The sequence below is a fragment of the Paenarthrobacter sp. TA1.8 genome (assembly GCF_048595705.1).
In the GTDB taxonomy this organism is placed as follows: domain Bacteria; phylum Actinomycetota; class Actinomycetes; order Actinomycetales; family Micrococcaceae; genus Arthrobacter; species Arthrobacter nitroguajacolicus.
The window spans coordinates 2,078,385-2,102,636 of sequence record NZ_CP184287.1; the positions used below are offsets into that span (position 1 = coordinate 2,078,385).

Here is a 24,252-nt window from a genome sequence, read left to right on the forward strand (position 1 = left end):
GATTTGGGGACTGTACGTTCCTAGCACAGCTGACCTGGCTACTTCCTGCAGCTGCCCTTGGCCGACCATACAGTGCACCTGGCTTTTCGGCCGCTGCTGCGTCTGCTACTGCTGTTCACCCCGCACTGGCGGAAGCACGAAGCTCCAAAATTGTACGCCAGCCGGGCTTGCGCGCCCTCCGGATCGGAGACACTGTGCGCGAAACCCAATGCGCCCCTCCGGTGGCAGAAAGCCTCACTTAGGACGCATACAGGTGGAGCAGTGAGATGCACCTGCACGTGTGAACTTCTGCCTCGAGTCCGGTTTTCCGATGACGAGCACAAACAGCGTTCCTCCGGACGGGTCGTCGTTTATGCATGGTTCTACAAAATGCCCACCGTAGTTGTTCGTAGATGTCGTGCAGAAAATCACAGAGCGTAGTGCATGATGAAAGTCGTTCGAGGGAGTGAAGCATGAAACTACCTGCTATTAGCTACACATCGCCGGCTTCAATGGATGAAGCCTGCGCAGTGCTGTCAGCCGACGATGACTCCAAAGTTATCGCCGGCGGGCAAAGTCTTTTGCCAGTAATGGCTATGCGATTGGCCCAACCCACGGTCGTCGTGGACCTCGCGAAGATTCCGGGTCTAACGGCTTTGGAAGAAGTCGGAGAATACGTCCGGTTTGGGCCCATGGTCACCCATGCAACCATCGTGAGTTCACCACTTATTGCCAAGCTTCTGCCGATGATGTCCTCAGCCGGATCGCACATAGCTCACCCGCAGATACGTAACCGGGGAACGCTTGGTGGTTCTCTGGCTCACGGAGATGCGGCCGGTGAATGGCCGTTAGTTCTGCTGGCGCTGGACGGCATGGTGGAGGTTCAAAGCGTGAGAGGGAAGCGCACCGTCGAGGCCGATGACCTGTTCGTCGGACCATACATGACTAGCATTTCTCCTGACGAGATCATCACTGATATCTGGATGCCCTCCCGGCCGAAGGGATGGGCGTATGGTGAATTTGCCAGACGCTCAGGCGACTATGGTCTCGCCAACATCGCTGTCGTTCTAACAATTGAGGACTCTGGCATCGTCGATGCCAGGATCGCCGTCGGCGGTGCGGTGGGCAAGATACAGCGAGTGACCGTCGCAGAGGACCTCCTAAGAGGATCGACAGTCACGGCAGACCTGGCCGTGCGGGCGTCCATCGCCGGTGCGGAGTCGCTCACGTACATATCAGACATGCACGGCTCAGCTGAATATAGGCATGGCCTAGTACAGGAGCTGATCCGACGCACCATTCTTGAAGCAGGAGCACGCACGTGACATCACCTTTGCCATCGGACCGCATTGACATTGACATCGAAATAAATGGTCGCCGTCGAACGGTCGCTGTTAATGCCCGCGATACTCTGGCTGACCATCTGAGAAACGATCAGAACCTCAATGGAACGAAGCTGGGGTGTGAGCATGGAGTGTGCGGTGCGTGTACGGTCCTTCTCGATGGTGCAGCTGTACGATCTTGTCTTACTCTTGCCGCGCAGGGCGATGGAAGGACCATAAGGACGGTAGAGGACCTTTCCAATGGAAGCTCGCTCAGCCCGCTCCAGGAATCCTTCAAAAAGCATCACGCCCTTCAGTGCGGATTCTGCACCGCCGGGTTCCTCATGTCTGCGACGGAGCTGCTTGACTCCAACCCCAGCCCGACACGAGAAGAAGTAGTCGAAGCCCTAAGCGGCAACTTGTGTCGGTGCACCGGCTATCAGACAATTATCGACGCTGTCCTGGACGCAGCAGGCCAGATAGGAAACGACAATGGATAACCCGCACCTCATTTCTCCGCCTATCACGAGGAATGTGATTGGCAAGCGTGTGCCTCGCAGCGAGGATGCCAAACTTCTAACAGGCCGGGGCAAGTACCTGAACGACATCAATGTCGACGGCCAGTTTCACGCCTGCCTAGTACGCAGCCCTGCAGCCCACGCGCGGATTAGTAGCATCGAAACGACGCAGGCAGAAGAGTTTCCTGGCGTGCACCTTGTCTGGACGGCTTCCGACATCGAAGAATTTTGCCCAGGGATAGAGGCGCAGTTCAGCGCTGACGGCTGTTTGCCGATGACCATGCCACTTTTGGCTAAAGACGTCGTCCGTTACGTGGGCGAGCCAGTTGTTCTAGTCATTGCGGACACGCGAGCTATCGCCGAAGATGCGTGCGATCTCGTTAACTTGGAGCTCGAACAGATTGAAGCGGTGCTGGATCCGCGCACTTCCATTCAAGGTGGTCCCGTAGCCAACGGCGAACGGCCAGACAACGTCGGGATCCGTGGGCGTGCAACCTTCGGCGACATTGACCAAGCCTTCAACGAGGCCTCCCACGTAGCTTCAGCGTTGTACCACCCTGGCCGGGTCGCTGCCGCGCCCATGGAAACCAGAGGCTGTCTTGCGGACTACGACTGGACCCAGGACCGGCTCAAGCTCTGGGTGTCGACGCAGATGCCGCACTACGTAAAGTTGTGCCTGAGCCTCTTTTTGGGCTTCGACGAATCGCGCTCTGAAGTTTTGTCCCCGGACACCGGCGGCGGATTTGGCCAAAAGGCGCATGTCTTTCCCGAGGAAATGTTGATGCCTTTGGCCTCCAAGCACCTTCAGGCACCCGTTAAGTGGGTCGAGGATCGCCGTGAAAATCTCCTTGCCGGCTCCCATGCTCACGAGCAGTTTGTAACAATCCAATACGCAGCCACTGACGAAGGAAAGGTAACCGGCGTGCGAACTCACGCTCTGGTTGACGGAGGCGCTTACCACATGCCGCCGCAAACCATGGCAGTTGAGAGCTGGTGTTCAGTCGCCGTCACGCCAACCGGGGTCTACGACATCCCGGCCACGGAGTACGTTTACGAAGCAGCCGTCACCAACAAGTGCCCCATGGGAGCTTACCGCGGCGTGGGATACATGGCCGGGACACTCGCTAGGGAATGCTTGATGGATGATCTGGCTCGTCAGATCAAGATTTCCCCATTCGAGATCAGGCGGCGTAACGTCGTCCGCGAATTCCCATGGAAGAACCCTCAAGGCATCGACTTTGATGAAGGCTCGTGGCTAGCAACCATCAATACTTTGGAAGAGATGGTCGATTATCCGGCTTTCCTAAAACGTCAAGAAGCGGCCCGAAAAGAAGGTAAATACCTTGGGCTTGGTATCAGCGTATTTGTGGAAAGCAGTGGCGAAAGCACTGGCATGCTCCAAGCTCACGGGATGCACGAGATTTATCACGACACGGCAACCGTCAAAATGGATTCAACAGGCTCGGTCACTGTAACTTCAGGGCTGAACTCGCAAGGGCAGGGCCACCAGACCACTCTCGCTCAAGTGGCCGCTGATGTTCTCGGCGTACCCTTCGAAGCGATCAGTGTTGATGCAGGAACTTCGACAAAGGGCGCCTATGGCAGCGGAACGGTTGGCAGTCGTGCTGGTGTCATCGCCAGCGGGTGCGTCAATCGAGCCGCCCACGCCATCCGGGAGAAACTGGTCGCAGTTGCGGCTAATATGCTTGAGGCTTCGGCGCAGGATATCCTCTTGGAAGACGGTGCTGCCTTTGTAGCTGGAGCACCGGAGTCGCGATTGAATATCGCAGACGTTGCGTCGGCAATCTACTGGGATGCATCCAAGTGGCCCGAAGGGTTTGACCCTGGGATGGAGTTCACGAGAGCCTGGGACACGTCACGACCGATGTTTTCGAACGGCGGGCACGCAATGATTGTGGAACTCGACCCTGTTACCGGCTTCGTCAACGTTGAAAAAGTGTTCTCGGTAGAAGACTGCGGAGTCATGATTAATCCCACGATTGTTGAGGGACAGATTCGAGGCGGAGTGGTTCAGGGTATCGGTTTGTCTCTATTTGAGCAGTTGGTTTATGACAAGGCCGGCAATCTCTCCACTACCTCGTTTTTGGATTATCAGACTCCGACGATGGATGTTTCTCCTCCCTTCGAAATTCGACACCTCGAGACTCCGTCGAAGATATCTGCGTCGGGTGTAAAGGGCATGGGCGAGTCGGGACTGATCGCAGCGCCTGCTGCGGTTCTCAACGCTGTCAACGATGCTCTTTCACCCTTTGGTACGGCTCTCTATGAACTTCCTGCAACTCCTGAGAAGATCGTCCGTGCAACTCAAGGAACGGTGGACCTTGATGGCCCCGTGGACTGGGCAGAACTCTGGGATCGAGCGGCGGCACCCGTCCTCGATCGAGGCTCAATGGAAATGCAGTAGGTTGTAGTGCTCTTTCATGGAGTGCGCACCGGCATCCAGCCGCGTGAACTATTGAAAAGGAATTGCTTTGTCATATGACACAATTGTAGTTGGAGGGGGTTTCAGCGGGCTAAAGACGGCTCGCGACCTCGCCGGCGCAGGGCAAAATGTCTTGCTGCTTGAAGGTGGAAACCGCCTTGGTGGACGAGCCTACTCGAGAGAATCAAGCACTGCGCCGAATTTGCGGGTTGAAATTGGAGGGGCTTACCTTCATCGCGAACATCACCCACGCCTTGCCGCTGAACTAGACAGATATGGCATTGCCACGATCACCGCTCCTGAATTCAGCGCATTCCGTCACCAACTAGGCCCGGATGCACTAAACCAGGCATTTCCTATTCCTGGTTCTGAGGCTGTGCCTATGGAAGCGGCGATCTACACTCTGCTGCGCGACGCTCACCGCATCGATTTGCAGAGGGGTTTGGAGAATCAAGGCCTCGAAGACCTCGATGTACCCCTCATCGAGTACGTTGAGTCACTGGGGCTCCCAACTGTGTCCAAAAAGTTTCTCTTAGCCTGGGCATGGAACATGACTGGGCAACCCGCGGAGGAATCCTCTGCACTCTGGGCGCTGCAGCTTGTCGCCGCTCATCACTACAGTCTCCTTGGTGTGGTGCTTTCGCTGGATGAGGTTTTCGCCAACGGTTCTGACGAACTGGTCAATGCGATGCGGTGCGACGTCCCGGAACTACGAATGGGCGTCGTGGTGAAAAGCATTGACCAGTCGGCCGAAATTATTCGAGTGACGGATCATGAGGGACAGGTGTACGAAGCGCGTGCTGTAGTGGTGGCAGCTCCGATGAATACCTGGCGTCGGATTAGCTTCGCTCCCACCCTGCCGGAACAGCGGCTTTCCGTTATTGAAGAAGGGCATGGTGGCCGAGGTCTGAAGCTTTTGATCCACGTCCGCGGAGCCGAAGAAGGAATCGCATGCGTCGGCGACGGAATCTTTCCTACGCTTTACGACTACTGTAAAGTCTCCGACAGCGAGCGGCTCCTCGTGGCATTCACTGACTCAGGTTCATTCGATCCCCGGGACCTTGAAGCCATTGAAGACGCTGTGCACTACTATCTGCCAGAGGTCGAAGTTTTGGGTGTGGACTACCATGATTGGCTCGCCGACCCACTTTTTGAGGGTCCGTGGGTATCTCCGCGGGTTGGACAATTTAGCCGTATACACAAGCAACTGGGGGAACCATTTGATCGTGTTCACTTTGTGGGGTCCGATGTTTCGCTAGCCTTCCCCGGTTACATTGAAGGGGCCCTGGAAACAGCAGAGCGGGCTGTTGAGGCTATTCTCCGCTCGTCGGTCCGGACCGCCCTCTCTCGGTAAGAGCCGATTGGGGGAGTAGAGCTAAGAAGCTTTGGAGTGTCCGTCTCTGCTGGATGGCGTGGACAAAGCGGGATTGCCGGCACGACCTAGTCCAGTCAGGGACGGCCACTTCAAATGGCAAGTGATGTTCGGGTCTTAACCGTGCGGGTTGAGTGAAGTTGTTGCCCTCTTGGACCGGCCAGATTTTTTCTCTTAGAGTACCTCCCGCCATCGGTGTCCGCCCACGACGTGATAAACCGTTGCTGATCGAAGCAAGCCTGCGGCGTCGTCGTGCCGTGCAGCTTGCCTGCCCACTGAACGCCGTTCGATATTTGCGTCGGCGTTACGTGACCGAACAAAATTCAATGCCCCATGCTTAGGCAGTCCCCTTGACCACCAGGATCTCTGCGGGCGAAATTGTCTTATTGATTTCCGGCAAGGATCTCGAGGAGAATTTGCCATCCCCGTCGGGAGACCAGCGTGTGGACTGCAAATCACCAAAAACGACAGTCGATGCAGCAAGAGCCGCCGCTTTGTGTGCGTACTTGCGGTGTAACAGCCCAAAACAAATGAGGAGATGAAGGACTATGTCTGGTGGTGCAATTGCAGGTCTTCTTGCTGCTGGCGTGTTCGCAATTCTAGTATTGCTGCTCGCCGTGCCCATTTTGAAGCTGGGTAAAGTGCTCGACGAGGTGGTGACAGCCATCAAGGCCATGAGCGACGGCGCCACGCCGCTCCTGGACGAGGTTACGGCCACCGTCTCTACCACACACCAACAACTCAGGAAGGTAGACGGCATATCGACAAACGTTTCGGATGCTAGCGCAAATATCTCTGCGCTATCGTCCGTGATTGCCGCCGCAATAGGGTCCCCGCTGATCAAGGTGGTGGCTTTCAGCCACGGCGTGAGCAAGGCACTAGCGGACCGTACGAAACCCACCGCCCGACGCCGCGCTAAATAGGAACGAGACTGCCGTGATAAGACGACTCGCCTGCATGGGAATCGGTGTCGCCGTTGGCATGATCGCATGCCGGAAGGTCAACGAAGCAATGTCAGCACTGGGACCGAAAGGACTAAACCGGGCCGTAAGTCAGGTGGTAGACGAGGCGTCCGAGTTCAGCAACGTTCTTCGAACCGAGATGCGGACACGAGAAATAGAACTGCGGGCTGCCCTTAACGTCGACTGGACCAACACGCAGCCCATGGTCCGGTAAGACCGGGATGTATTCAGCGGAACAGGCCATAGTTCCCTACCTAGAAAAGCAAACTGCACCGCCAGGCCATCCTGCACGTTCCATTGCAGACCCAGAGGGCTAGCGCAGTTCCCTGCGTGCTAATCACGTCCTGTGTGTGACGGGCGGTTGTCCACAGCGGCGGGCCAGGAAGGCCGCTCCAGTTCGGGCTCTTGGAGTATGCCCGGGATTGCGCTTACGCCCTTCCATCCAATTCCGCACCTGCCAGGTCTGGCTGCGATGTACGGTAGCTTCTCCACTCAACTTTCAATATCTCCGGCGGCCCTGGCAGGGGATGGGGCTCTTGAGGCTTCCCGGGCGACGACCTCTCGGGAGAGAACCGCGGCTGTGTATTCCTCATGAGTCCAGCCGGGCCTCCCGAGCTTGGCTTGCGATCCTCTCCGCCGCTTCCATCGCTTAGGTCATCAGGCGAGCTTCACGTCATTGAAAACGACCCCGAGCCTCCGGTCGTGGTCCGCAAGATCCCGCAGCCCGGCCGTGGCCCCAAGATCTAGGGTGGCTTCCTAAGCTGCGTCCGGTCAGGGTAATGGTGACGGTCTCCACGGCCTGCTATGACATCGACGGACTTTCCAATTGGCTGCGGAAGAACGGAGTAGTCGTTGGATCCCATTCGAACGAAGTAGTCGCGCGGGAGTCGGACCCGCGCGGTGACTTCGGTCACGGGCGCAACCGTCGGTAGCGCCGGCATTGCTGCTTTATTCAGGCCGATCAGCGATCGGGCGCCGGTCCGTCGGACCAACCGGGCATTGGCTTTGGCATCCACCGGGAGGCACAGACGGTGAAATAGGGCGAGTTGAGGGATGGGGCGGGCCCAAAGGAAGTCTCCAGGAACTGGTTGGCCCGCTTCGCCATGCCCTTGCTCTCCGGATCCTAGGTCTGAACTGCACGATCTTGGCCGCGGTAACCCCAGCGAACACCCTCGACGCCTGCGGAGTAGCTGTTCCGGCGTCCGATGCCGTTTTCGTTTGTCCCAGATCAGTCGCCGTTGACACCGCGGAACCGCGCCCAGGGATTCGATCGGATTCCACATCCCCGCCAGCAGGTCATCGGTCACCGGGACGGGATCACCCGGCCCATGATGAAGCGTGAACGCGAGGACACCAGCACCGGCAGCATCCGGGGTTTGCCTGCGCCGACGGGTATCCGCGCCTAGGGGAAGCACAGGTCGCACTGCGCCTAATAGCAGGGTTCGTAACTCATTCGGTCAGCAGGTCCGCCGGGGCGTACATCGGCTGGATCCGGCCACGTTCTCACGGAACCATGCCGGGGGACCCGCACCAGCCCACCCGCTCGGTCGGCCAGAACGTTGCCTGCATCGTGCTGGTTCTCATTCAACAGCGCACGAATAGCTGGTTCCACCGCTTTAATCCTGGAGTCCTCCGACGCCCGCACGTATCCCGGCGGCCCGTCAGCCCTGACAGCTTTCTCGACGGTGGTCCCGGGAGATAGCCAACCGCGCTGCTATCGACCTCATTGTCTCGGCAAGGTGCGACCGCGGAGTAAGCGTCCTATCCTCAACTGTTATCCCCTACCCAATCAGTTCGAACAGGCGGCCCGGTTTTCGACCGCCAGCGAAACTGAGTTCTATCCGGCATCGAGCGCTCACTAGCCAGGGGACTCAACCTCGACGGCATGCCAAAGCCGCAGGGAATGCGTGGCTGCGCATACCCCGCGGCTAGACAATCCAGCGAGAGTGATAAAACGGGAGGGTTCGTGCTCCGATTTTTTGATTCGGGCGCACCGCAGTTCCCCCGCGTAGCCCCGGTAAGGCGTCCTGAGCCGTACCCGGGGCGCCGTACCACGAGTGATTTGCCATCGCGCCACTCCTCAAACTCACGAGGAATCGAGATCACTTCGTCGGTCATCCCGTATGACAGTTCCGACAGGCTAAGCGATTGCTGCCCATCGCACTGTCCTGCGTGGAGAAGATCTCATTAGGGTTGAATGCCGTGATTTCTACACGCAAAAGCGTCAACTGTGGCCTCAACGATCTGTTGGTAGCCTGTGCATCGGCATATGTTCCCTGAAATGGCCTCTCGGGCCGTTGCAGCATCCATCGTAACGTCGTCATCGTCGTATAGAGGCTTGAGCGTCATGAGAAAGCCTGCGGTACAGAAACCGCACTGCAGTGCATGACATTTCGAAAAGGAGCTTTGCAGCGGGTGAAGGTCACCCTCCTGCTGAAGGCTCTCGACTGTTTCAATTCGAGCGTCGTGAGCCTGAACTGCCAGCGTCGTGCATGAGCGCACAGGCTGCCCGTTCATCAGAACTGTGCATGAGCCACAGACTCCGTGCTCACAACCTACACGTGTGCCCTTGAGTTGCAGGTCATCACGCAGAAAATCCGCGAGCAGCCGACGAGGTTCAACATCGGCCTCGTGGTTGACTCCATTTACTTCAAGTTTAAGGTGAAACGCGTTCATCGTTAATCCATGCTTTCCATTGTCGGTGTCGCGCGATGAACGGCCTGTGTCAAGGTTCGTTCGACGAGGGTACGAATGACCTCCCGGCGGTAGGCGGAAGTGCCATGCACGGTGGAGACCGGCTCAAGGTCGTTCACTGCGGCCTTGGCTGCCGCGGCGATATCTGTTGTAGTGAGTTCGCCGTCTATGAGTAGACTTTCGGCGTCATTACAGCGGATCGCCGTGGAACCGCCCCCTAAGACGGTGATCCTTGCACTCACGCATCGCCCGTGGTCGTCCAACGTGACCATTGAGGCAGCGCCTCCAATGGCGTAGTCGCCGTGTCTGCGTGAGAATTCATCAAAAGCAGCCCCTGTCCGCGCGGGCGGCATGGGTACGCTGACTTCGACGATAATTTCGTCAGGAAGGATGCTTGAAACGAAATGGGACACGAGAAGGTCCTTGATTGGAATCCTTCGTTCGCCACGAAGCGACATCGCCGTGACGTGGGCGTCGAGTGCCAGGAGGACAACTGGCAATTCGGCGGCGGCGTCGGCATGTGCAAGCGAGCCACCGATCGTTCCCCGTGTGCGAATCTGCGGATGGGCTATCCAAGCCGCAGCTTCTGGCAGGAGCGGAAGGTTCTGCAGGATCGTCTTTGAGGTAATCAGTTTCGCATGGCGCGTTAGGGCGCCAATTTTCACCGTCTGGTCAACTTTTTTGATATTGGCCAGCCCGGGCACGCGGTTGATGTCAATCAATAGTGACGGACGTGCCATTCGGAAGTTCAGGAGTGGGACCAGACTTTGTCCGCCGGCGATGATTTTTGCGTCATCTCCCCCATCCGCCAAGAGGTGGAGCGCATGCTCGACCGAATCAGCAACAACATAGTCGAAAGAAGGTGGCTTCACAGGCTGTGCCGCCTGCCGCGGTCATTGTTCATGTCACTACCTTGCCCTTAGACGAAGGTTCTCCGCTCTGCGTCATGCGACAAATCTTGGCTCCGTCCTACGCAGAACCGACAATTGGGGGATTCGTCGTACAGTCTTGGAAATCTACGTCATGGAATTCTTGGATTCAGCAATGGACCTCAACAGCCGGTGAAGCCGTAGCGCAACAAGGAGCTCAACATGGCGCTCTGCCACGTCGACTCCAAGTCTTTCCTCAACGGACTTCAGTCGGTAGGCCACAGTGCGCTCATGGACCTGGAGAGCCGCTGCCGCCGCGACAGCGTTGCAACCAGATGCAAAATAGGCAGTTAGCGTCTCGCAGAGTACGTCTCTTCGAGGGTCACTGAGCAGAGGGCCTAATTGCTGAGCGACCAAGTCACGAACGGCCTGCATGTTGGTCACGAACACCGATTCCAAGGCCACATCGGCGTATACTGTTAGCTGTTTTCCTGTTAGTCGTCCTACCTTGTAGGCACGCCAGGCTCGTTGATGACTGCGTCTGAAGCCGGCGAACCCCTTATCAAGGGTCCCCAAAGCCAAATGGACTCCACGCGGAAGTTCCATTGCAGCGAGTGTTTCAACAAAATCAAGGTTGCCCTTAAGTGCCAACCACCCGAGGAACGCCCCACCTGTACTCTCCAGCACCAACCGTTCGTCAGTTTTGAGCTCGATGCCGACACGTTCAATAGTGCCTTTTGGGTCCTCGCCCCAAGCGACTACGGACAGATGCTGCGCTTCAAACGGGTACGCTGCTCCAGGGCGGGCGCTACGGCGACCCGCGATGAAGTCGCGCAGCTCCGACCTAAGCCGATGGTCCTCTGATTTATAGAAGAAGCGATGCTGTTCTGAACGGTAAGCGTCAATGACGTTGGCAACAACGACGTCGTGCCAATCATGTTGACGACCGGATACCCACTTCTGTACTTCCAATTGCTCCGAAGCATCCGGGATGAGCGTGGTGGTAAGGTCCAGCAGAACATCCCACATGGCTGATTGCAGCACACGATACGTATGGATGAGTTCGAGCAGGTCAGCGCCGGCCTGAGCTGCGGCCCGTGCTTCCAGGGTGGCTTCGGCAAGAAAGTTGTCAGCTGGCTCTTTTTCGCCAGCAAGGCCCCTGCTCATGGACTGAAGAGCAGCGGTAAGCCGCTCAGATCGCCGTAGGGCAAGTGCAGGGTCCAGGCCCACACCAGTCTGAGCGTCGTCATTCATACGACGAGCCATGGACTCGGAGAGCTGGTCTATATCTGCTGCTATTGCGTCCGAAATTGCGGACAAGTGCTGTGTCTGAATCATGATCCTAGTTCGTCAGCTTCGCAACCTTCGGCTCAAGCCGACTCTGTTGGTAGTCTCAGTGTATGACTATTGAGGAAGGGCTGGTTGAACTTTCGGTTGCCGTCAAGGCAAGAATTCCTGAAATTTACGACTGTATCCGTGCCAGACTCCAGTACGCCTATGAAGGCTACTCATCGACGACCCGCAACTCCTCGCTGACCACAGCCGAGTCCGAGACTGTTGCCGCGTCGCTTCGTGATGTCCTCGAATACATTGGACAGGACAGGGTGGGAGATGTCAGAGCATCCAACGAAACCCTTCGCGAGGTTCAATTGGCAGCGAGGGCAGGGGTCGACCTTCAGCACTTGCTGAAGGGATCTCGAGCCGCCCAGGCGGCATTGTGGGAATTTGTGCTGGAGGAAGCCCACCGAACTATCCCAGACCCCACACAACGATCCAAAGTTCTTCGGCATGCCAGTGCAAGCCACTTCGCTTGGAACGATAAAGTGACCGCCTCCATTATTGAGACTTATCAGATGGAGACCACTTCATTTTCCAGACAAAGCCAGAATCGTCGGAAGCTTTCAACGTTGAGGGCGCTCCTGGCAGGGCTACCGATCGATTCAACAGTGTTTTCCTATAACCTCTCAGGTCGGCATCTGGCTGCGGTCGTCTCGGGAGAAGGCGTCGAATCTATCGCCAGGACACTCGGAAGCGCAGCACGGATCCGTCCGTTGGTAATCACTGCTGAAGACGAGACCGGCTACATCTGGGTCGAATGGTCCAGTCGCATGCCACCCCCTCAAGAAGCTGTCCGCGGCTTAACCCTGCCGAAAGGTACCCGCGTTTCATTTGGATCAGTGAGCGAAGCGTTGGAAGGATTCGCGGTCTCTCACCGACAAGCCCTTGAATCCGATTTGGTGGCCCAGAAACTTGGGAGGCAGATAACGTGGTACGACGAAGTGATGCTAGAGGCCTTGGCCATGCGGGATTTGGCCGCCGTCTCGGCTTTCATTTCTGACGAGTTGGGGGATCTTGGTTCGCACCAAGACCCCCCAAACAGGCTGGTCGAGACCCTCGAAGCCTATTTCGCCTCGGGACAAAACGCAGCGTCAGCTGCCTCGCGCCTGGGCGTTCACAGCAGAACTATCGCTTACCGTCTAAAGATCATTGAGGGCAAAATAGGTTCCGCCGGATTGCTACGGGACGAGTTGCCCGTTGCCATCAGGCTCTCCAGAATGGTCGATGCAATGAAGTTGGAGCCAGGGGCCCCAGCGGATTCGCCGGGGCTCCCGCTTCCTGCGCATTAGAAGGTTTCTGCCCCTTGGACAACGCCACCCAAAAGACCTACTCGACCAAGAACCAAATTTCCTTGAAGGGCTCGTGGAACACCCAAGTGGAAGTGTGTCCCTTAGGTAGGAACACTAAGTCACCTACTGTCACGAGTACGCCCTCTTGGCCGGCAAGACTGAGCGTTGCAGAGCCTTCGACAACATAGATAATCTCGTTGTCGGTCAGCTCGTATGTCGTGGTACACGGCTGCGAGGTGAAGATACCTGTGCCGAACTGAGGAGAGGACCTTCGTTCGAACAGGGTATAACCGTGACCGTCAGGGTTGCCCTCATGAATGGTGACACCCTCCGGCTGCCATGACTCGAGCGCTGCGGTGCCTGCGCTGACTTTCAGGATCTTAGACATGGTGATCCCATCCAGTCGTTGAAGGGACGGGGTTTTTGCCGTCCACCAGAACATCCTGCAGCCAATCTGCCATATCAAGACGGGGACGCAAGCCCAGGTTGTGACAGCAGTGATCGCCGTCTTTTTCGACTACGAGAGTCAAAACTTCCGGTGGAACAAGGCCGAGGATTGTATCAATAAATGTCAGCGGAACCTCGTCGTGCACCCCGTGCAGTACATACGTGGGGCAGGCCAAGTTCTGCAAGACGTGCCTGGTTTCAAGTGACGCGTGAACGTGTTCCCGCGCCTCTTCCAGAGTGTCAACCTTGGAGACGTACTTCCAACTCTCCTTGGTCAGTGGAGTTTCGAGGTCCCAGTAGTCCAAGTCAGAGAAGCCGCCCCAAGAAATGCAGGCAGCGAGCCGGGGCTCACATGCTGCTGACTTGAGCGCGTAGTTGCCTCCGAGGCTGCGACCCAGTACTCCGATTGCATCTGCACGGACGGTTTCCAGCCCGCTCAGGAAGTCCACGACAGCGGAGGTGTATTTTTCATAGTCACCGGAAATTCGCTTGTGTTCAAACATTTCGCCTTGCCCCGGACCGTCGAAAGTGGCCGTGGCCATTCCGCGTGCGAGGACCAGATTCTCCATCTGGTAGCTTTCTTCCTTGGTGCTTTCCAAGCCTCCCAGCATAATGACAGCCGGGTGAGGTCCAGGGCCTTCTGGAAAGCGGACGTAGACAGGCATGGGGATACCATCAACGACCAGTTCGTGACGTTCGGCGGCTGGGGACAAGAGCGGTGCAGCTTTCTGGTACAGCTCGACCTTCCTTGCCTGCCCCTTCTGCCTGCGGTCGTCGAACCAGAGGAATTGAGCGTACTGCGCGCAAAGTGAAGCCGACATGAGGAACTCCCCGGCGGACAGGGTGTGGCCGAGGGCTACCTTTTTCTCTGCTTCTCTCTCATATTCACTTGCGAGGTTCATCCAGTAGTCGAACCAGGTCACCTCGGTGGGACGATCGCGGGCGCCAACCATGTCCGAGTAGGAAACGCCGTCCAGAATGAGACGCCCCCAGTTCAGCATTTCATCCTCAGGCTTTAGTGGTGAAGTTACAGCCATACTGCTATCTCCTATAGTCAATTTCCGATACCCTGCGCAAGGGCCTGAGGAACGATCATGCTACGGAAGCATGGCTAGGGCGCCTACTAAGTGCGAATACTTGGGTCTCCTTTTTGTCAATGCCTGAACATCCCGCCCGGACCTGCCGGTGACATACTGGGCGCATGATGGCAAAGGCTAAAGCGCTCACTTCTGACAGCAGTCCGTCCGGCGGGGAGTCTAAGAACAGGCAGGCATGGATCGGGCAAGGGGTTCTGCGGCGGGAAGACCGTCGCCTCCTCACTGGGACAGCGACGTTCGCTGGTGACCTGAATGTGCCCGGGCAACTTCACATGAGAATCGTCCGCTCGACTCATGCACATGCGCGGATTCTGTCCGTGGACGTGGCAGAGGCCGAAAAGATTCCAGGCGTACGGATGGTAATAACCTCAGAGCACACTCGGCATCTGGGGTCAATTCTCTTGGAGGAGGTGGGCTACCACGAGATCTACGAAAACATTGAGGACTTTAGTCATCCTGTACTGGCCGTGGACAAGGTGCAGTATGTAGGGCAGCCAGTCGTTGCCGTGCTTGCCACCAATCCCTACATTGCCGAAGACGCAGCTGAGTTAGTTTCCATTGAATACGATCCCCTCCCAGTTCTCCTTGACCCGGAAGAAGCCCTGCACGGGGATATCAAACTCTTCCCGCGTGGTAACGAAGGTGCCTGCATCAAAAAGAAATATGGTGACATCGAGAAGGCATTCGCCGAGGCTGCCCACGTTACTAAGCACAAGTACGTCACTAACCGGCATTCGGGTGTGCCCATGGAAACTCGAGCAATCATGGTGCAACCTGACCCCGCAAGGGACACTCTGTTCATATGGGGAACCGTGCATGTTCACGACAACCGAAGAATCATCGCAAAAATGCTGAACCTTCCCGAGGTCAACGTCCGTATGAAGCATGTTGAAATTGGCGGGAACTTCGGAGTGAAGGGTGGAGTATTCCCGGAGAATGTTATTGCCGCCTGGGCCGCCAGGTCGCTGGGCATGCCGATCAAGTGGGTCGAGGATCGCAATGAGCACATGGTTACTGCGTCCCATGCTCGGGAGATGGTGCACATTCTTGAACTCGCACTCGACGCCGAAGGCAAGATTCTTGGAATGAAGGACGAGATCTTTCACAATCACGGCGCCTATTTCAGGCAGGCAGAACCACTGGTCAGTGACATCACGGCCGGAATTGTGTTCGGCCCGTATCGCATCCCAACTTACGACGCTACCCTTCATGCCGTCTTTACCAACAAGACTCCCGTAGGTGCTTACCGTGCACCTGGCCGGTATGAAGCCACCTTTGCCCGTGAGCGGATATTCGATTTGGCCGCTGAAGAGATCGGTATGAGTACTGCTGAGTTCCGGCGGCGAAACCTCCTGATTGAGGAGGACCTCCCTTGGGCTCCCGGTCTCGATATCGTCCATGAGCCTTACCACTTCGACTCCGGCGATGTAGTCAAACACTTCGGGGAAGCTCTGGAGGCGGCAAACTGGTCAGAGTGGCTTGAAGAATGCGAGCAACTGCGTGCCAAAGGGCGCAAAGTCGGTGTGGGCATGGGCATCCTCATGGACAAGGCCGGCTTGGGACTTTTCGAGACAGGCGGAGTTGAAGTCAGTAGTGCAGGCCGGGTTACAGTCACGACAGGTGGCTCTTCAGTCGGGCAAGGCATCGAAACGGTTTTGGCTCAAATCGTCGCAGAGGAGCTTCAGATCGCTCCCGAGAACATCGATATCGTGCATACCGATACCGAGCTTGTCCCAGAGGGTGTTGGCTCCTGGTCGAGCCGTTCCACGGTGATGGCGGGTGGCGCAGCGCGCAAGGCAGCCCTCGCGGTCGTGGAAAAGGCCAAACGACTGGCCAGCGAAATGCTGGAAGTGGATCCTGATGATCTTGAACTAGTTGCAGGCAGTTTCAAGGTAAAGGGCGCTGATAAGCAGATATCCATGTTCGACATCGCAGCCGCACGGGACCCATGGACCGCAGCGTTGGAAGATGACCGCCCTGGCCTCGCCGTTGATTCCATTTACTTGAACAACGCCATGAATTACCCCTACGGCGTGACACTCGTGCAGATCGAGGTTGATCCTGGTACTGGCGGCCATAAGATCCTTCGCTTCTTTACCTCCACGGAAGCCGGCAAAGTGATCAACCCGTTGACCACTAGGGGCCAAATTGTGGGTGCCGCCGTTCAGGGCATTGGCGGAGCGCTCTACGAAGAATTTCTCTATGAGGAGGACGGGCAGCCCATTACGACCTCGTTCATGGACTATTTGTTGCCAGGCGCGCAGGAGATGCCGGACGTGCAGTGCTTTGTCACTGAGGATGCCAAATCGCCAGACAACCCCTTCGGCGCCAAGGGTCTCGGCGAAGTTGGTTTGATTGCCGTAGGAGCGGCCGTCGCAGCTGCCGTAGATGACGCGATTGCAGACGGTACCCACATCGACCGTCTGCCAATCACGCCCGAGCAGATCTTCAGGCGCTGTCAAGGTTTGAACAAAGCAGAACTCTAACTTGTGTCTTCCGCCACTGGGACTTGATCGATGCTCTTACGAAACTGATCAGACCAACAAGCCCGTTGTCCCCAAACTCTATGAAAGGTCCACTGATGACCAAGGTACGACACGTATTTGCATGGCGGGTTGCCGAAGGCAACAGCCAGGAGGAAATCGTAGAAATCCTCAACACCCTTCCTCCGCGTCTGAACATCATTCAAGGATGGGAGATCGGAACACACTCCGGCGACCCTGGTGACAACGGTGCGCCGTGGGATGGTGTCCTAATTTCTGACTTTGCAAGCTGGGCAGACCTGGACACGTACTCCACAGATCCATTCCACCTTGAGGTAGTCGCGACTCTCATGCCCATGTTCGCTGACAGGGCAGTAGTTGATTACCAGATCGAGGACGCGGTATGAGTAACACTGCCAACGTGAGGGTCAGCACGAGCCCTTGGGGACCCGATGATGAGCGGGGCGCACTCAATCTGCTCAACGATTCGGTTCGTGCAGACGTTCTGCAGCGTGCCGACTCATCCAAGGTTTACGACCTGAGCGTGGACTACTTTGTCGGCATGCCCAGCTTCCAGGGAGCCGGAGATCCCAGCTATCAGATTTTCATGAGCCACACTCCACAAGGGACGCTCATCGACAACCTAAACCATGTCGGTGACGACATCAACAGGCACGTTTGCTATTCCGGCGACGTTGTGTTCATGTACACACACACCGGCACGCACATTGACGCCCTGAATCACTTTGGCGTTGACGGGGAAATCTACAATGGATACAAACCCGAGGAGCACCTCGGGAGCCGGACCTGGAACAAAGCAGGTGCGGAAACCATCCCTCCGATCATCACTCGTGGCGTGTTGCTGGACATCGCTGGTCTGAAAAAAGTCGATTGCCTGCCGGACTCATACGCCATTACCGTGGCGGACGTCCAAGAGGCTCTCGATAAGGCAGGACTGACATTGCAGGCCGGGGATGTGCCATTCGTACGTACTGGGCGTATGCGCTTCTGGCCGGACGGAACCAAAACCCTAGGCAACCCTCCAGGTCTTAGCTTGGAGGCTGCGCGGTGGCTTACAAGCCAAGACATTTCGGCTATCGGCGCAGACCAAGAATGCGTCGAAGTCGGCCCGTCCCAACACGAGGACAACTGGCTCCCTGGACACACGCACTTCCTGGCAGAAGCCGGCGTGCCGATGGTGGAACTACTGAATCTTGAGGACCTGGCGGCCGACGGCGTAGGCGAATTCTGTCTCATTGCCGCTCCAATCCGCCTCCGCGGAGCGAGCGGCGCCCCGATGCGTCCACTCGCCATGGCACTAAGGCCCACAGCATGAGCGCAACTACTGATCGCATCGCCATTGTCGGAGGATCTATTTCAGGTCTGACAGCAGCCCTGATGCTCCGGGATGCTGGCATCGAAGTCGACGTATACGAACGGTCTCCCCAGCCTCTTTCGGGTTTCGGAACTGGCATCGTGGTTCAGCCTGAACTCGTTCGTTACATCCTCGAACAGGGCATTGAACTGGAGTCCCTGAGTGTTCCTTCATCGTCAATGGAGTATGTCGACGCGCTGACCGGAACCAAGTTCGGGTCTGTCCCGGCAGAGTGGCGATTCACGAGTTACGACTCCGTGTACGGGGCGCTCTATAAGTTGTTTGGCCCGGATCGCTACCACACCAGTAAGTGTCTCGTCGGACTCGACCAGGACTCTGATGGGGTTGTAATGCGCTTCGCGGACGGCACCGAGTCCGAAACGGACTGGCTGATCGCCGCAGATGGCGGCGCTTCGGTTGTCAGAAAGCGGCTCTTGGGAATCGAGCCGCAGTATGCCGGCTACGTGACTTGGCGGGGCTTGCTTCAGCCAGGTGAAGTTTCAGATGAGGTCTGGGATTACTTCGATGGCAAGTTTACTTACGGGCTGCTCGAAGACGGTCATCTCATCGCCTACCCCATCCCCGGCGGAGAGCAGACGGAGTCACCGCGACTGAACTTTCAGTGGTACTGGAACGTCGCTGAAGGTAATGACATCGATGAACTGATGACAGACATTCGGGGCATCCGGCTTCCAACGTCGGTACACAACAACTCACTGAATCCCCACAACCTTCGCCAGTTCCACAGCAGGGGAGAACGTCTTTTCGCGCCTTTCAGCGCACTTGTTCTAAATGCACCTTCTCCGTTCGTGACAGTTGTGGCTGACGCCACGGTGGACCACATGGTTCACGGCCGCATCGTGCTGATTGGAGATGCGGCTGTAACTCCCCGTCCACACGCTGCCGCGGGTGGTGCCAAAGCATGCGACGATGCGCGGACCCTCGCAGAAGTGTTCGCGAAAAATGACGATCTGCCCAAGGCCCTGCAAGCCTGGGAATCTCGCCAATTGCGGCAAGGCAATGGGTATCTGCAGAAGGTACAGACGATGGCCGCCAGCCTGCAGCATGGTGGGCCGTTCGAACCCGGTAATCCTGCATTTGCGTTTGGCTTGCCCAAAGTAGACACAACATCCGTTCTCGATAGTTATTAAGGAATACCCAACATGGAGATGACGAACTCTTTCAATGTCCCCGTCCCCCCGGAGGAGGCATGGCCTGTATTGCTGGATCTCGAACGGATTGCGCCGATGCTTCCTGGAGCTTCCATCACTAGCGTTGACGGTGAGGAGTATGAGGGCAAAGCAAAGATCAAGGTCGGTCCAATCACCGCCGAATATGTCGGTGTTGCTCGCTTCATAGAGGTCGACGAAAAAGGCCGGCGCGCAGTCATCCAGGCACGTGCTAAGGATGCCCGTGGACAAGGCAACATGACAGCGACCATTACCGCTCGCCTTGAACCCGAAGCCAATGGAGCCACAGTCATCGTGGAAACAGAGCTTGATATGACGGGCAAAATCGCGCAGTTCGGGCGAGGCGTTATCAACGAAGCGGCGACTGCTATCCTCGGAGTCTTTGCCCAGAGGCTCGCCGTAGAAATGACCGGCGGGAGCGGACAGGCCAGCGGCCCGGCTACCGAAGTAGCCAAAAGCGAAGCGGGTGCAGGCGCGGAACTTCGGCGCGCGCCCCAGACAGAGCCAGAAGCGCTAGACCTCATCAAACTTGCCAAGGAAACACGAGCAGGCAAGAAGAGCCAGTCAGCGGAAGCACAAAGCCAGTCGCTGGGTCCGTGGCTGCCCGCTCTCGTTTCTGTAGTAGCAGCCTTGATAGCGGTCTTCGCTGCAGGCGTTGCCTCCGGGCGTACCCGTAGGTCCTGAGCCTGATGGTTAAGATCGAACAAGCGCTGAACAAGGGGCAACTCACAGTAGCTGCGGTGCAAATGGAATTTGACTCGGCAGAGCCATTCAAATCCAGGGTTTCTCGACTGGAGCGCTTGGTTTCTGACGTTGAAGATGCAGACCTGATTGTGCTCCCCGAACTGTGGCTGCACGGTGGATTTTCCTATGAAACTTGGCGCGCTGACGCCATATCGCTTGATAGTGACGTACTTGTTCGCCTGTCCGCACTTGCCAAGCACAAGAAGGCGTGGTTGCACGCCGGATCGTACATAGAAGCAGGTCAGGGCGATGCCGCCGGGAGCATGTGGAATACTTCTGTACTTTACAACGCAGCCGGCGCGGTGCACGCGACCTACAGAAAGATCCACCGTTTCGGCTTCTCTGATGGGGAACCGAAGCTCATCGCGGCGGGCGACCAGCCTGTTGTTGTGGAAATTCAAGTGGGAGATGCTAGAGCTGCGACGGGGCTAAGCACGTGCTATGACCTTCGGTTCCCTGAGCTGTATCGCCACCTGTCCGCCGAGGGCACCGCTCTGAATTTGATACCTGCCTGTTGGCCGATGTCGCGAGTGGAGCACTGGAAGGTCTTGGGTCAGGCTCGAGCCATCGAGAATCAGTCATTTGTAATCCAGTGCAACATGACAGGGGTTGATCAAGGGATTGAGCTCGGAGGGAACAGTCAGATTATTGACGGCAACGGAGATATCCTTGCACGGGCCGGGCGTGAAGAAACGGTTATTTCTGCCTCGCTCGATCTCGATGCGCTACGCAAATTCCGGCACTCGTTCCCTGTTTTGACCGATCAACGGGCGGACATCTGGGATATCCAAGGCAAGGACTTGAGGGAGCGGCGGCTCTCTACACTAGCGAAGGCGTCTTATGGACGTTAGTCCTTCTATGGTCTGAAGTTGAGGTCTGATCCTCACCTCATTCGGCGCGCGCCATCCGAAATTCTCCAAGTGGCGCGCGCCGGGCCAGTAGCCAAGCTTTGGCAAATGCAAAATCAATATGCAAGGCGGACGAATGAACAACCCGATAGTCAGGCCCCATAGTCCCAGCGACATGGCTGCGCAACTGAGGGCGGTCAGTTACCTGGCCGATGAGGGTCTATCAACGACTGCCTTCTTGGCTGTGACGATGAAGCGACCTCTGCTTTTGGAGGGTGCTCCGGGAACCGGCAAAACCGCTTTGGCAGAGGCCTTGGCTAAAGCGCTCTCCATGCCGTTGATCCGCCTCCAGTGCTACGAGGGAATCGAATCCACCCAAGCCCTCTATGACTGGGATTTTTCACGTCAGATTCTCCATTTGCGGTCCTTAGAGGCCGCAGGCTCAACAGTGAAACCGGACGAACTGGAAAAATCCCTCTATACCGAACGGTTCCTGTCGCCGCGACCTATTCTACGGGCCCTACAAGGGGGGCCATCAGTGCTGCTGATCGACGAAGTCGACCGCGCTGATGATGAGTTCGAAGCCTTTCTGTTGGAAGTGCTTGCTTCCAACCAGATCTCAATACCCGAGCTGGGCACGATTACGGCAAGCGTTCCACCCCTGGTCATACTCACCTCGAACCGCACTCGTGAACTTCATGAGGCTCTGAAACGCCGTTGCTATTACCACTGGATTGATCATCCTGGACCGACCCGTGAATTGGAGATCATCAAGACCCGCCTTCCCAATGTGGACCAGGATCTGGCGCGGAAGGTCGTCGAGGTAGTCCAGTCACTGAGAAATCAAGGGCGACTCAAGCGATCCCCGGGCGTCGCGGAAGCGCTGGACTGGGCACAGGCGTTGAACCATCTGGGGGGCGGGGATATAGATTCCGACACTGCTGCCTTGTCTATTGGAGCGCTTTGCAAGGATCAGGATGACCGAGAAATTGTCTTGGAATCCCTAAAGTCAGTGTTCCCGAGCTAACCGGGGTGGTCATCAATGAGTTCACAAATTGGTTTAAGAATCTTCTACGGTTTCATAGACGCGCTTAGAGATGCTGGTATGACAATCGGTTCCGACCAGGCGCAACTGTATCTGCAATCCTTAAACATCGTGGATGTTCAGCGACGGGATGAGGTCTTCTGGACCGGGCGCGCAAGCCTGTGCCGGCGTCAGTCCGAATTCGAGATCTATGACCGTGTGTTTCGTAAGTGGTTCTCAGCAGTACTGACGCCGCCGGTGGTTCTTCAAGAAACTACGGTGGCGGGTCTGCCCGAAACAGAAGCTGGGGAGAACGGTGATTCCGAAAACGAACAGCAAATCGCCATAGCCAGCAAGGATGAGTCACTCCAGCACCGGGACGTGGCCTTGATGTCCGTCGAGGAGAGGCAGTATCTGGCGCGGGCCTTCGCCCAATTGCCTGTTAGGGCACCCAAGAGAAGATCTAGATATGTGCGGACTCACCGCCACAAAAGCATAGACCCCGTCCACACCGTCAGAGACCAGCTGAGGAGGGGCGGAGAACCCAGTCCTCTTCGGTATCGGCAGCACGCGGAGAGGCCCAGGCGAGTGGTTTTAATTATTGACGTATCAGGATCCATGGAGTCCTACGCAGACAGTTACCTCAGGTTCGCACATCGTTTCTTGACCCAAGCGGCCCACACAACGGAAGTATTTACGATCGGAACCCGCCTAACGAGGGTTACGGCAGCTTTACGACATCCGGACCCTGAGATGGCACTGATCGATGCTGGTTTGGTGGTGCCCGATTGGTCGGGTGGCACACGCCTGGGGGAGGCAATGAAGGCCTTCATTCGGATTTGGGGACAACACGCGATGCTGAGGCGATCAGTGATCGTGATTGCTAGTGACGGATGGGAGCGCGGCGATCCGGCGGAGTTGGCAACCCAGCTCTCGAGGCTCCGCGGGTTGGCCCATTGCGTCATTTGGTCAAACCCCCACCGAGGTAAGCCGGGATACGAACCCATTCAGAGCGGCATTCGAGCTGTTCTCCCTCACATCGATGCATTGGTGGCCGGACATACTCTGGCTGCCTTCAGGGACCTAGCAGATCGGATAGCAAATGCGTGACGTTATAGAAGCAGTAGCTGATTGGACGAAACGGGACGAGATCTTCGCCCTTGCCACCGTGGTCAGCACATCGAAATCAGCTCCTCGTCCACCGGGCGCGGCTATGGCTGTAGGCACGCTAGGTGAAGCCGTAGGTTCCGTCTCCGGGGGGTGTGTTGAGGGGGCCGTTTACCATATCGCTCAAGAGGTGATCGAGGACGGAACGCCGGTATTGCATAGCTTCGGATATAGCGACGACGATGCCTTGGCCGTTGGCTTGACGTGCGGCGGAATAATCGATGTGTTCGTTGAACGAATCACTCCTGAAGGATTTCCGGAGATGGCTGATGTCATTCACGACATCCACAACGGCAATCCGGTAGCCATCGCAACTGTGGTGGAACATCCTCACCGTGAAAGGGTCGGAAACAGAATCGTTATTTGGCCGGCCGAGACTTCCGGAACACACGGCAGTTCGGAACTCGACCACGCAGTCATCGACGATGCGCGAGGTCTCCTTGCCTCCGGTGAATCCGGCGTGCTGATGTACGGACCGGAAGGGGAACGGATGGAAACAGGGGCAAAAGTATTTGTTGCTTCCTACCAGCCCCAACCCAGAATGATCGTTTTCGGTGCTATCGATTTCGCCGCTGCTGTTGCGCGAGCTGGGTCGATGATTGGGTTTCAAGTGACAGTCTGTGATGCGCGCCCCGTGTTCGCCACCACGGCGAGATTCCCAGCGGCAGACCAGGTAGTAGTGTCGTGGCCTCATGTTTATCTCCAAGAGGAGCTAGATAAGGGAAATATAGACAACCGAACCGCCATCTGTGTCTTGACCCATGACCCTAAGTTTGATGTGCCCGTCTTGGATATCGCACTGAGGCTCGAGGGCGCTGCAAAGCCCGCATACATCGGTGCCATGGGCTCACGCAAAACTCATGATGACCGAATTACCCGCCTTCACCAAGCCGGAGTCGGTGAGTCGCAAATTGCGGAACTGCACAGCCCGATCGGGCTTGACTTGGGCGGCCGGACGCCCGAAGAAACGGCGGTGTCCATCGTGGCAGAGATCATCGCTGAACGCTGGACCGGCACAGGTCGTCCTCTTAGTCAGTTACCCGGCACTGTGCATTCGCACTCCCTCTAGGCGGAGGGCGAATGCCTGTCAA

Annotated in this window: 23 protein-coding genes; 17 read left to right on the forward strand and 6 right to left on the reverse strand. The window is 56.9% G+C overall.

What is annotated here, in order from left to right:
- The first annotated feature begins 452 nt into the window (after positions 1-452).
- From ndhA to ACNAOT_RS09685, 6 genes are all read left to right on the forward strand, one after another.
- A complete protein-coding gene (ndhA, locus tag ACNAOT_RS09660; RefSeq protein WP_159734660.1) occupies positions 453-1,304 on the forward strand; it encodes a 2,6-dihydroxypyridine 3-hydroxylase subunit NdhA in 852 nt (283 codons plus the stop codon).
- On the forward strand, positions 1,301-1,801 hold the full coding sequence (locus ACNAOT_RS09665) for a (2Fe-2S)-binding protein (protein WP_236558682.1): 501 nt from the start codon (positions 1,301-1,303) through the stop codon (positions 1,799-1,801). Before ndhA ends, ACNAOT_RS09665 begins: the two co-directional genes overlap by 4 nt.
- Complete coding sequence (gene ndhC / locus ACNAOT_RS09670; protein WP_420180872.1) at positions 1,794-4,244, forward strand: 2,6-dihydroxypyridine 3-hydroxylase subunit NdhC; 2,451 nt, start codon at positions 1,794-1,796, stop codon at positions 4,242-4,244. Before ACNAOT_RS09665 ends, ndhC begins: the two co-directional genes overlap by 8 nt.
- Positions 4,245-4,311: 67 nt before the next feature.
- Positions 4,312-5,616: a (S)-6-hydroxynicotine oxidase gene (locus ACNAOT_RS09675; RefSeq protein ID WP_159734658.1), complete on the forward strand. Its 1,305-nt coding sequence runs from the start codon at positions 4,312-4,314 to the stop codon at positions 5,614-5,616.
- A gap of 566 nt (positions 5,617-6,182) precedes the next feature.
- Entirely contained in the window at positions 6,183-6,557 is a 375-nt protein-coding gene (locus ACNAOT_RS09680; protein ID WP_420180873.1) for a DUF948 domain-containing protein, read from the forward strand.
- A 34-nt stretch (positions 6,558-6,591) separates the two neighbouring features.
- Positions 6,592-6,810: a hypothetical protein gene (locus tag ACNAOT_RS09685; protein WP_159734656.1), complete on the forward strand. Its 219-nt coding sequence runs from the start codon at positions 6,592-6,594 to the stop codon at positions 6,808-6,810.
- A 529-nt stretch (positions 6,811-7,339) separates the two neighbouring features.
- Here the strand turns inward: ACNAOT_RS09685 and ACNAOT_RS09690 are convergent.
- Positions 7,340-7,879 (reverse strand): Mu transposase domain-containing protein, encoded by a 540-nt coding sequence (locus ACNAOT_RS09690; protein ID WP_420181148.1) that lies wholly within the window; start codon positions 7,877-7,879, stop codon positions 7,340-7,342.
- Between ACNAOT_RS09690 and ACNAOT_RS09695 the strand changes: the two genes are divergently transcribed.
- A complete protein-coding gene (locus tag ACNAOT_RS09695; protein WP_159734655.1) occupies positions 7,835-8,002 on the forward strand; it encodes a hypothetical protein in 168 nt (55 codons plus the stop codon). The genes ACNAOT_RS09690 and ACNAOT_RS09695 overlap by 45 nt on opposite strands.
- 781 nt (positions 8,003-8,783) lie before the next feature.
- Here ACNAOT_RS09695 and kdhB read toward each other — a convergent pair.
- From kdhB to ACNAOT_RS09710, 3 genes are all read right to left on the reverse strand, one after another.
- Positions 8,784-9,272 (reverse strand): 6-hydroxypseudooxynicotine dehydrogenase complex subunit beta, encoded by a 489-nt coding sequence (gene kdhB, locus ACNAOT_RS09700; RefSeq protein WP_159734654.1) that lies wholly within the window; start codon positions 9,270-9,272, stop codon positions 8,784-8,786.
- A 2-nt stretch (positions 9,273-9,274) separates the two neighbouring features.
- Complete coding sequence (kdhA, locus tag ACNAOT_RS09705) at positions 9,275-10,162, reverse strand: 6-hydroxypseudooxynicotine dehydrogenase complex subunit alpha (protein WP_159734653.1); 888 nt, start codon at positions 10,160-10,162, stop codon at positions 9,275-9,277.
- 144 nt (positions 10,163-10,306) lie between these two features.
- Positions 10,307-11,497 (reverse strand): PucR family transcriptional regulator, encoded by a 1,191-nt coding sequence (locus tag ACNAOT_RS09710; protein ID WP_159734652.1) that lies wholly within the window; start codon positions 11,495-11,497, stop codon positions 10,307-10,309.
- A 62-nt stretch (positions 11,498-11,559) separates the two neighbouring features.
- Here ACNAOT_RS09710 and ACNAOT_RS09715 point away from each other — a divergent pair, with 62 nt between their 5' ends.
- Positions 11,560-12,786 (forward strand): PucR family transcriptional regulator, encoded by a 1,227-nt coding sequence (locus ACNAOT_RS09715; RefSeq protein WP_159734651.1) that lies wholly within the window; start codon positions 11,560-11,562, stop codon positions 12,784-12,786.
- Between the two features lie 37 nt (positions 12,787-12,823).
- Here ACNAOT_RS09715 and ACNAOT_RS09720 read toward each other — a convergent pair whose 3' ends face one another.
- Positions 12,824-13,174, reverse strand: a complete 351-nt coding sequence (locus ACNAOT_RS09720; protein ID WP_159734650.1) for a cupin domain-containing protein — start codon at positions 13,172-13,174, stop codon at positions 12,824-12,826.
- Positions 13,167-14,270 carry a 2,6-dihydropseudooxynicotine hydrolase gene (locus ACNAOT_RS09725; RefSeq protein WP_159734649.1) on the reverse strand — a complete coding sequence of 368 codons (1,104 nt, stop codon included), beginning with the start codon at positions 14,268-14,270 and terminating at the stop codon, positions 13,167-13,169. The genes ACNAOT_RS09720 and ACNAOT_RS09725 overlap by 8 nt, the downstream gene beginning before the upstream one ends.
- A gap of 164 nt (positions 14,271-14,434) precedes the next feature.
- Here ACNAOT_RS09725 and kdhC point away from each other — a divergent pair, with 164 nt between their 5' ends.
- The 9 genes from kdhC to ACNAOT_RS09770 all read left to right on the forward strand — a co-directional run bounded on the left by kdhC (position 14,435) and on the right by ACNAOT_RS09770 (position 24,230).
- Positions 14,435-16,816 (forward strand): 6-hydroxypseudooxynicotine dehydrogenase complex subunit gamma, encoded by a 2,382-nt coding sequence (kdhC, locus tag ACNAOT_RS09730; protein WP_420180874.1) that lies wholly within the window; start codon positions 14,435-14,437, stop codon positions 16,814-16,816.
- A gap of 95 nt (positions 16,817-16,911) precedes the next feature.
- Complete coding sequence (locus ACNAOT_RS09735) at positions 16,912-17,220, forward strand: Dabb family protein (RefSeq protein ID WP_159734647.1); 309 nt, start codon at positions 16,912-16,914, stop codon at positions 17,218-17,220.
- The gene (locus ACNAOT_RS09740) at positions 17,217-18,149 is read left to right on the forward strand and encodes a cyclase family protein (protein WP_159734646.1); all 933 of its coding nucleotides are present in this window, start codon (positions 17,217-17,219) and stop codon (positions 18,147-18,149) included. The genes ACNAOT_RS09735 and ACNAOT_RS09740 overlap by 4 nt, the downstream gene beginning before the upstream one ends.
- Positions 18,146-19,339: an FAD-dependent monooxygenase gene (locus ACNAOT_RS09745; RefSeq protein ID WP_159734645.1), complete on the forward strand. Its 1,194-nt coding sequence runs from the start codon at positions 18,146-18,148 to the stop codon at positions 19,337-19,339. The genes ACNAOT_RS09740 and ACNAOT_RS09745 overlap by 4 nt, the downstream gene beginning before the upstream one ends.
- A gap of 12 nt (positions 19,340-19,351) precedes the next feature.
- Complete coding sequence (locus ACNAOT_RS09750; protein WP_364309257.1) at positions 19,352-20,062, forward strand: SRPBCC family protein; 711 nt, start codon at positions 19,352-19,354, stop codon at positions 20,060-20,062.
- Between the two features lie 5 nt (positions 20,063-20,067).
- On the forward strand, positions 20,068-20,973 hold the full coding sequence (locus tag ACNAOT_RS09755) for a carbon-nitrogen family hydrolase (protein WP_420180875.1): 906 nt from the start codon (positions 20,068-20,070) through the stop codon (positions 20,971-20,973).
- 172 nt (positions 20,974-21,145) lie between these two features.
- Positions 21,146-21,997 (forward strand): AAA family ATPase, encoded by an 852-nt coding sequence (locus ACNAOT_RS09760; RefSeq protein ID WP_159734643.1) that lies wholly within the window; start codon positions 21,146-21,148, stop codon positions 21,995-21,997.
- Between the two features lie 15 nt (positions 21,998-22,012).
- Entirely contained in the window at positions 22,013-23,104 is a 1,092-nt protein-coding gene (locus ACNAOT_RS09765) for a vWA domain-containing protein (RefSeq protein ID WP_236558680.1), read from the forward strand.
- On the forward strand, positions 23,097-24,230 hold the full coding sequence (locus ACNAOT_RS09770; RefSeq protein ID WP_159734642.1) for an XdhC family protein: 1,134 nt from the start codon (positions 23,097-23,099) through the stop codon (positions 24,228-24,230). The genes ACNAOT_RS09765 and ACNAOT_RS09770 overlap by 8 nt, the downstream gene beginning before the upstream one ends.
- The last annotated feature ends 22 nt before the right edge of the window (positions 24,231-24,252 follow it).

What these genes read in the sequence shown, in the direction of transcription:
- ACNAOT_RS09740 (WP_159734646.1), top strand. Translation starts at nt 17,217, where the DNA reads ATGAGTAACACTGCCAACGTGAGGGTCAGCACGAGCCCTTGGGGACCC.
- ndhA (WP_159734660.1), top strand. Translation starts at nt 453, where the DNA reads ATGAAACTACCTGCTATTAGCTACACATCGCCGGCTTCAATGGATGAA.
- ACNAOT_RS09750 (WP_364309257.1), top strand. Translation starts at nt 19,352, where the DNA reads ATGGAGATGACGAACTCTTTCAATGTCCCCGTCCCCCCGGAGGAGGCA.
- ACNAOT_RS09735 (WP_159734647.1), top strand. Translation starts at nt 16,912, where the DNA reads ATGACCAAGGTACGACACGTATTTGCATGGCGGGTTGCCGAAGGCAAC.
- ACNAOT_RS09720 (WP_159734650.1), bottom strand. Translation starts at nt 13,174, where the DNA reads ATGTCTAAGATCCTGAAAGTCAGCGCAGGCACCGCAGCGCTCGAGTCA.
- ACNAOT_RS09710 (WP_159734652.1), bottom strand. Translation starts at nt 11,497, where the DNA reads ATGATTCAGACACAGCACTTGTCCGCAATTTCGGACGCAATAGCAGCA.
- ACNAOT_RS09725 (WP_159734649.1), bottom strand. Translation starts at nt 14,270, where the DNA reads ATGGCTGTAACTTCACCACTAAAGCCTGAGGATGAAATGCTGAACTGG.
- ACNAOT_RS09755 (WP_420180875.1), top strand. Translation starts at nt 20,068, where the DNA reads ATGGTTAAGATCGAACAAGCGCTGAACAAGGGGCAACTCACAGTAGCT.
- ACNAOT_RS09765 (WP_236558680.1), top strand. Translation starts at nt 22,013, where the DNA reads ATGAGTTCACAAATTGGTTTAAGAATCTTCTACGGTTTCATAGACGCG.
- kdhC (WP_420180874.1), top strand. Translation starts at nt 14,435, where the DNA reads ATGATGGCAAAGGCTAAAGCGCTCACTTCTGACAGCAGTCCGTCCGGC.
- ACNAOT_RS09685 (WP_159734656.1), top strand. Translation starts at nt 6,592, where the DNA reads ATGGGAATCGGTGTCGCCGTTGGCATGATCGCATGCCGGAAGGTCAAC.
- kdhB (WP_159734654.1), bottom strand. Translation starts at nt 9,272, where the DNA reads ATGAACGCGTTTCACCTTAAACTTGAAGTAAATGGAGTCAACCACGAG.
- ACNAOT_RS09760 (WP_159734643.1), top strand. Translation starts at nt 21,146, where the DNA reads ATGGCTGCGCAACTGAGGGCGGTCAGTTACCTGGCCGATGAGGGTCTA.
- ACNAOT_RS09770 (WP_159734642.1), top strand. Translation starts at nt 23,097, where the DNA reads ATGCGTGACGTTATAGAAGCAGTAGCTGATTGGACGAAACGGGACGAG.
- ACNAOT_RS09745 (WP_159734645.1), top strand. Translation starts at nt 18,146, where the DNA reads ATGAGCGCAACTACTGATCGCATCGCCATTGTCGGAGGATCTATTTCA.
- ACNAOT_RS09715 (WP_159734651.1), top strand. Translation starts at nt 11,560, where the DNA reads ATGACTATTGAGGAAGGGCTGGTTGAACTTTCGGTTGCCGTCAAGGCA.
- ndhC (WP_420180872.1), top strand. Translation starts at nt 1,794, where the DNA reads ATGGATAACCCGCACCTCATTTCTCCGCCTATCACGAGGAATGTGATT.
- ACNAOT_RS09680 (WP_420180873.1), top strand. Translation starts at nt 6,183, where the DNA reads ATGTCTGGTGGTGCAATTGCAGGTCTTCTTGCTGCTGGCGTGTTCGCA.
- ACNAOT_RS09690 (WP_420181148.1), bottom strand. Translation starts at nt 7,879, where the DNA reads ATGTGGAATCCGATCGAATCCCTGGGCGCGGTTCCGCGGTGTCAACGG.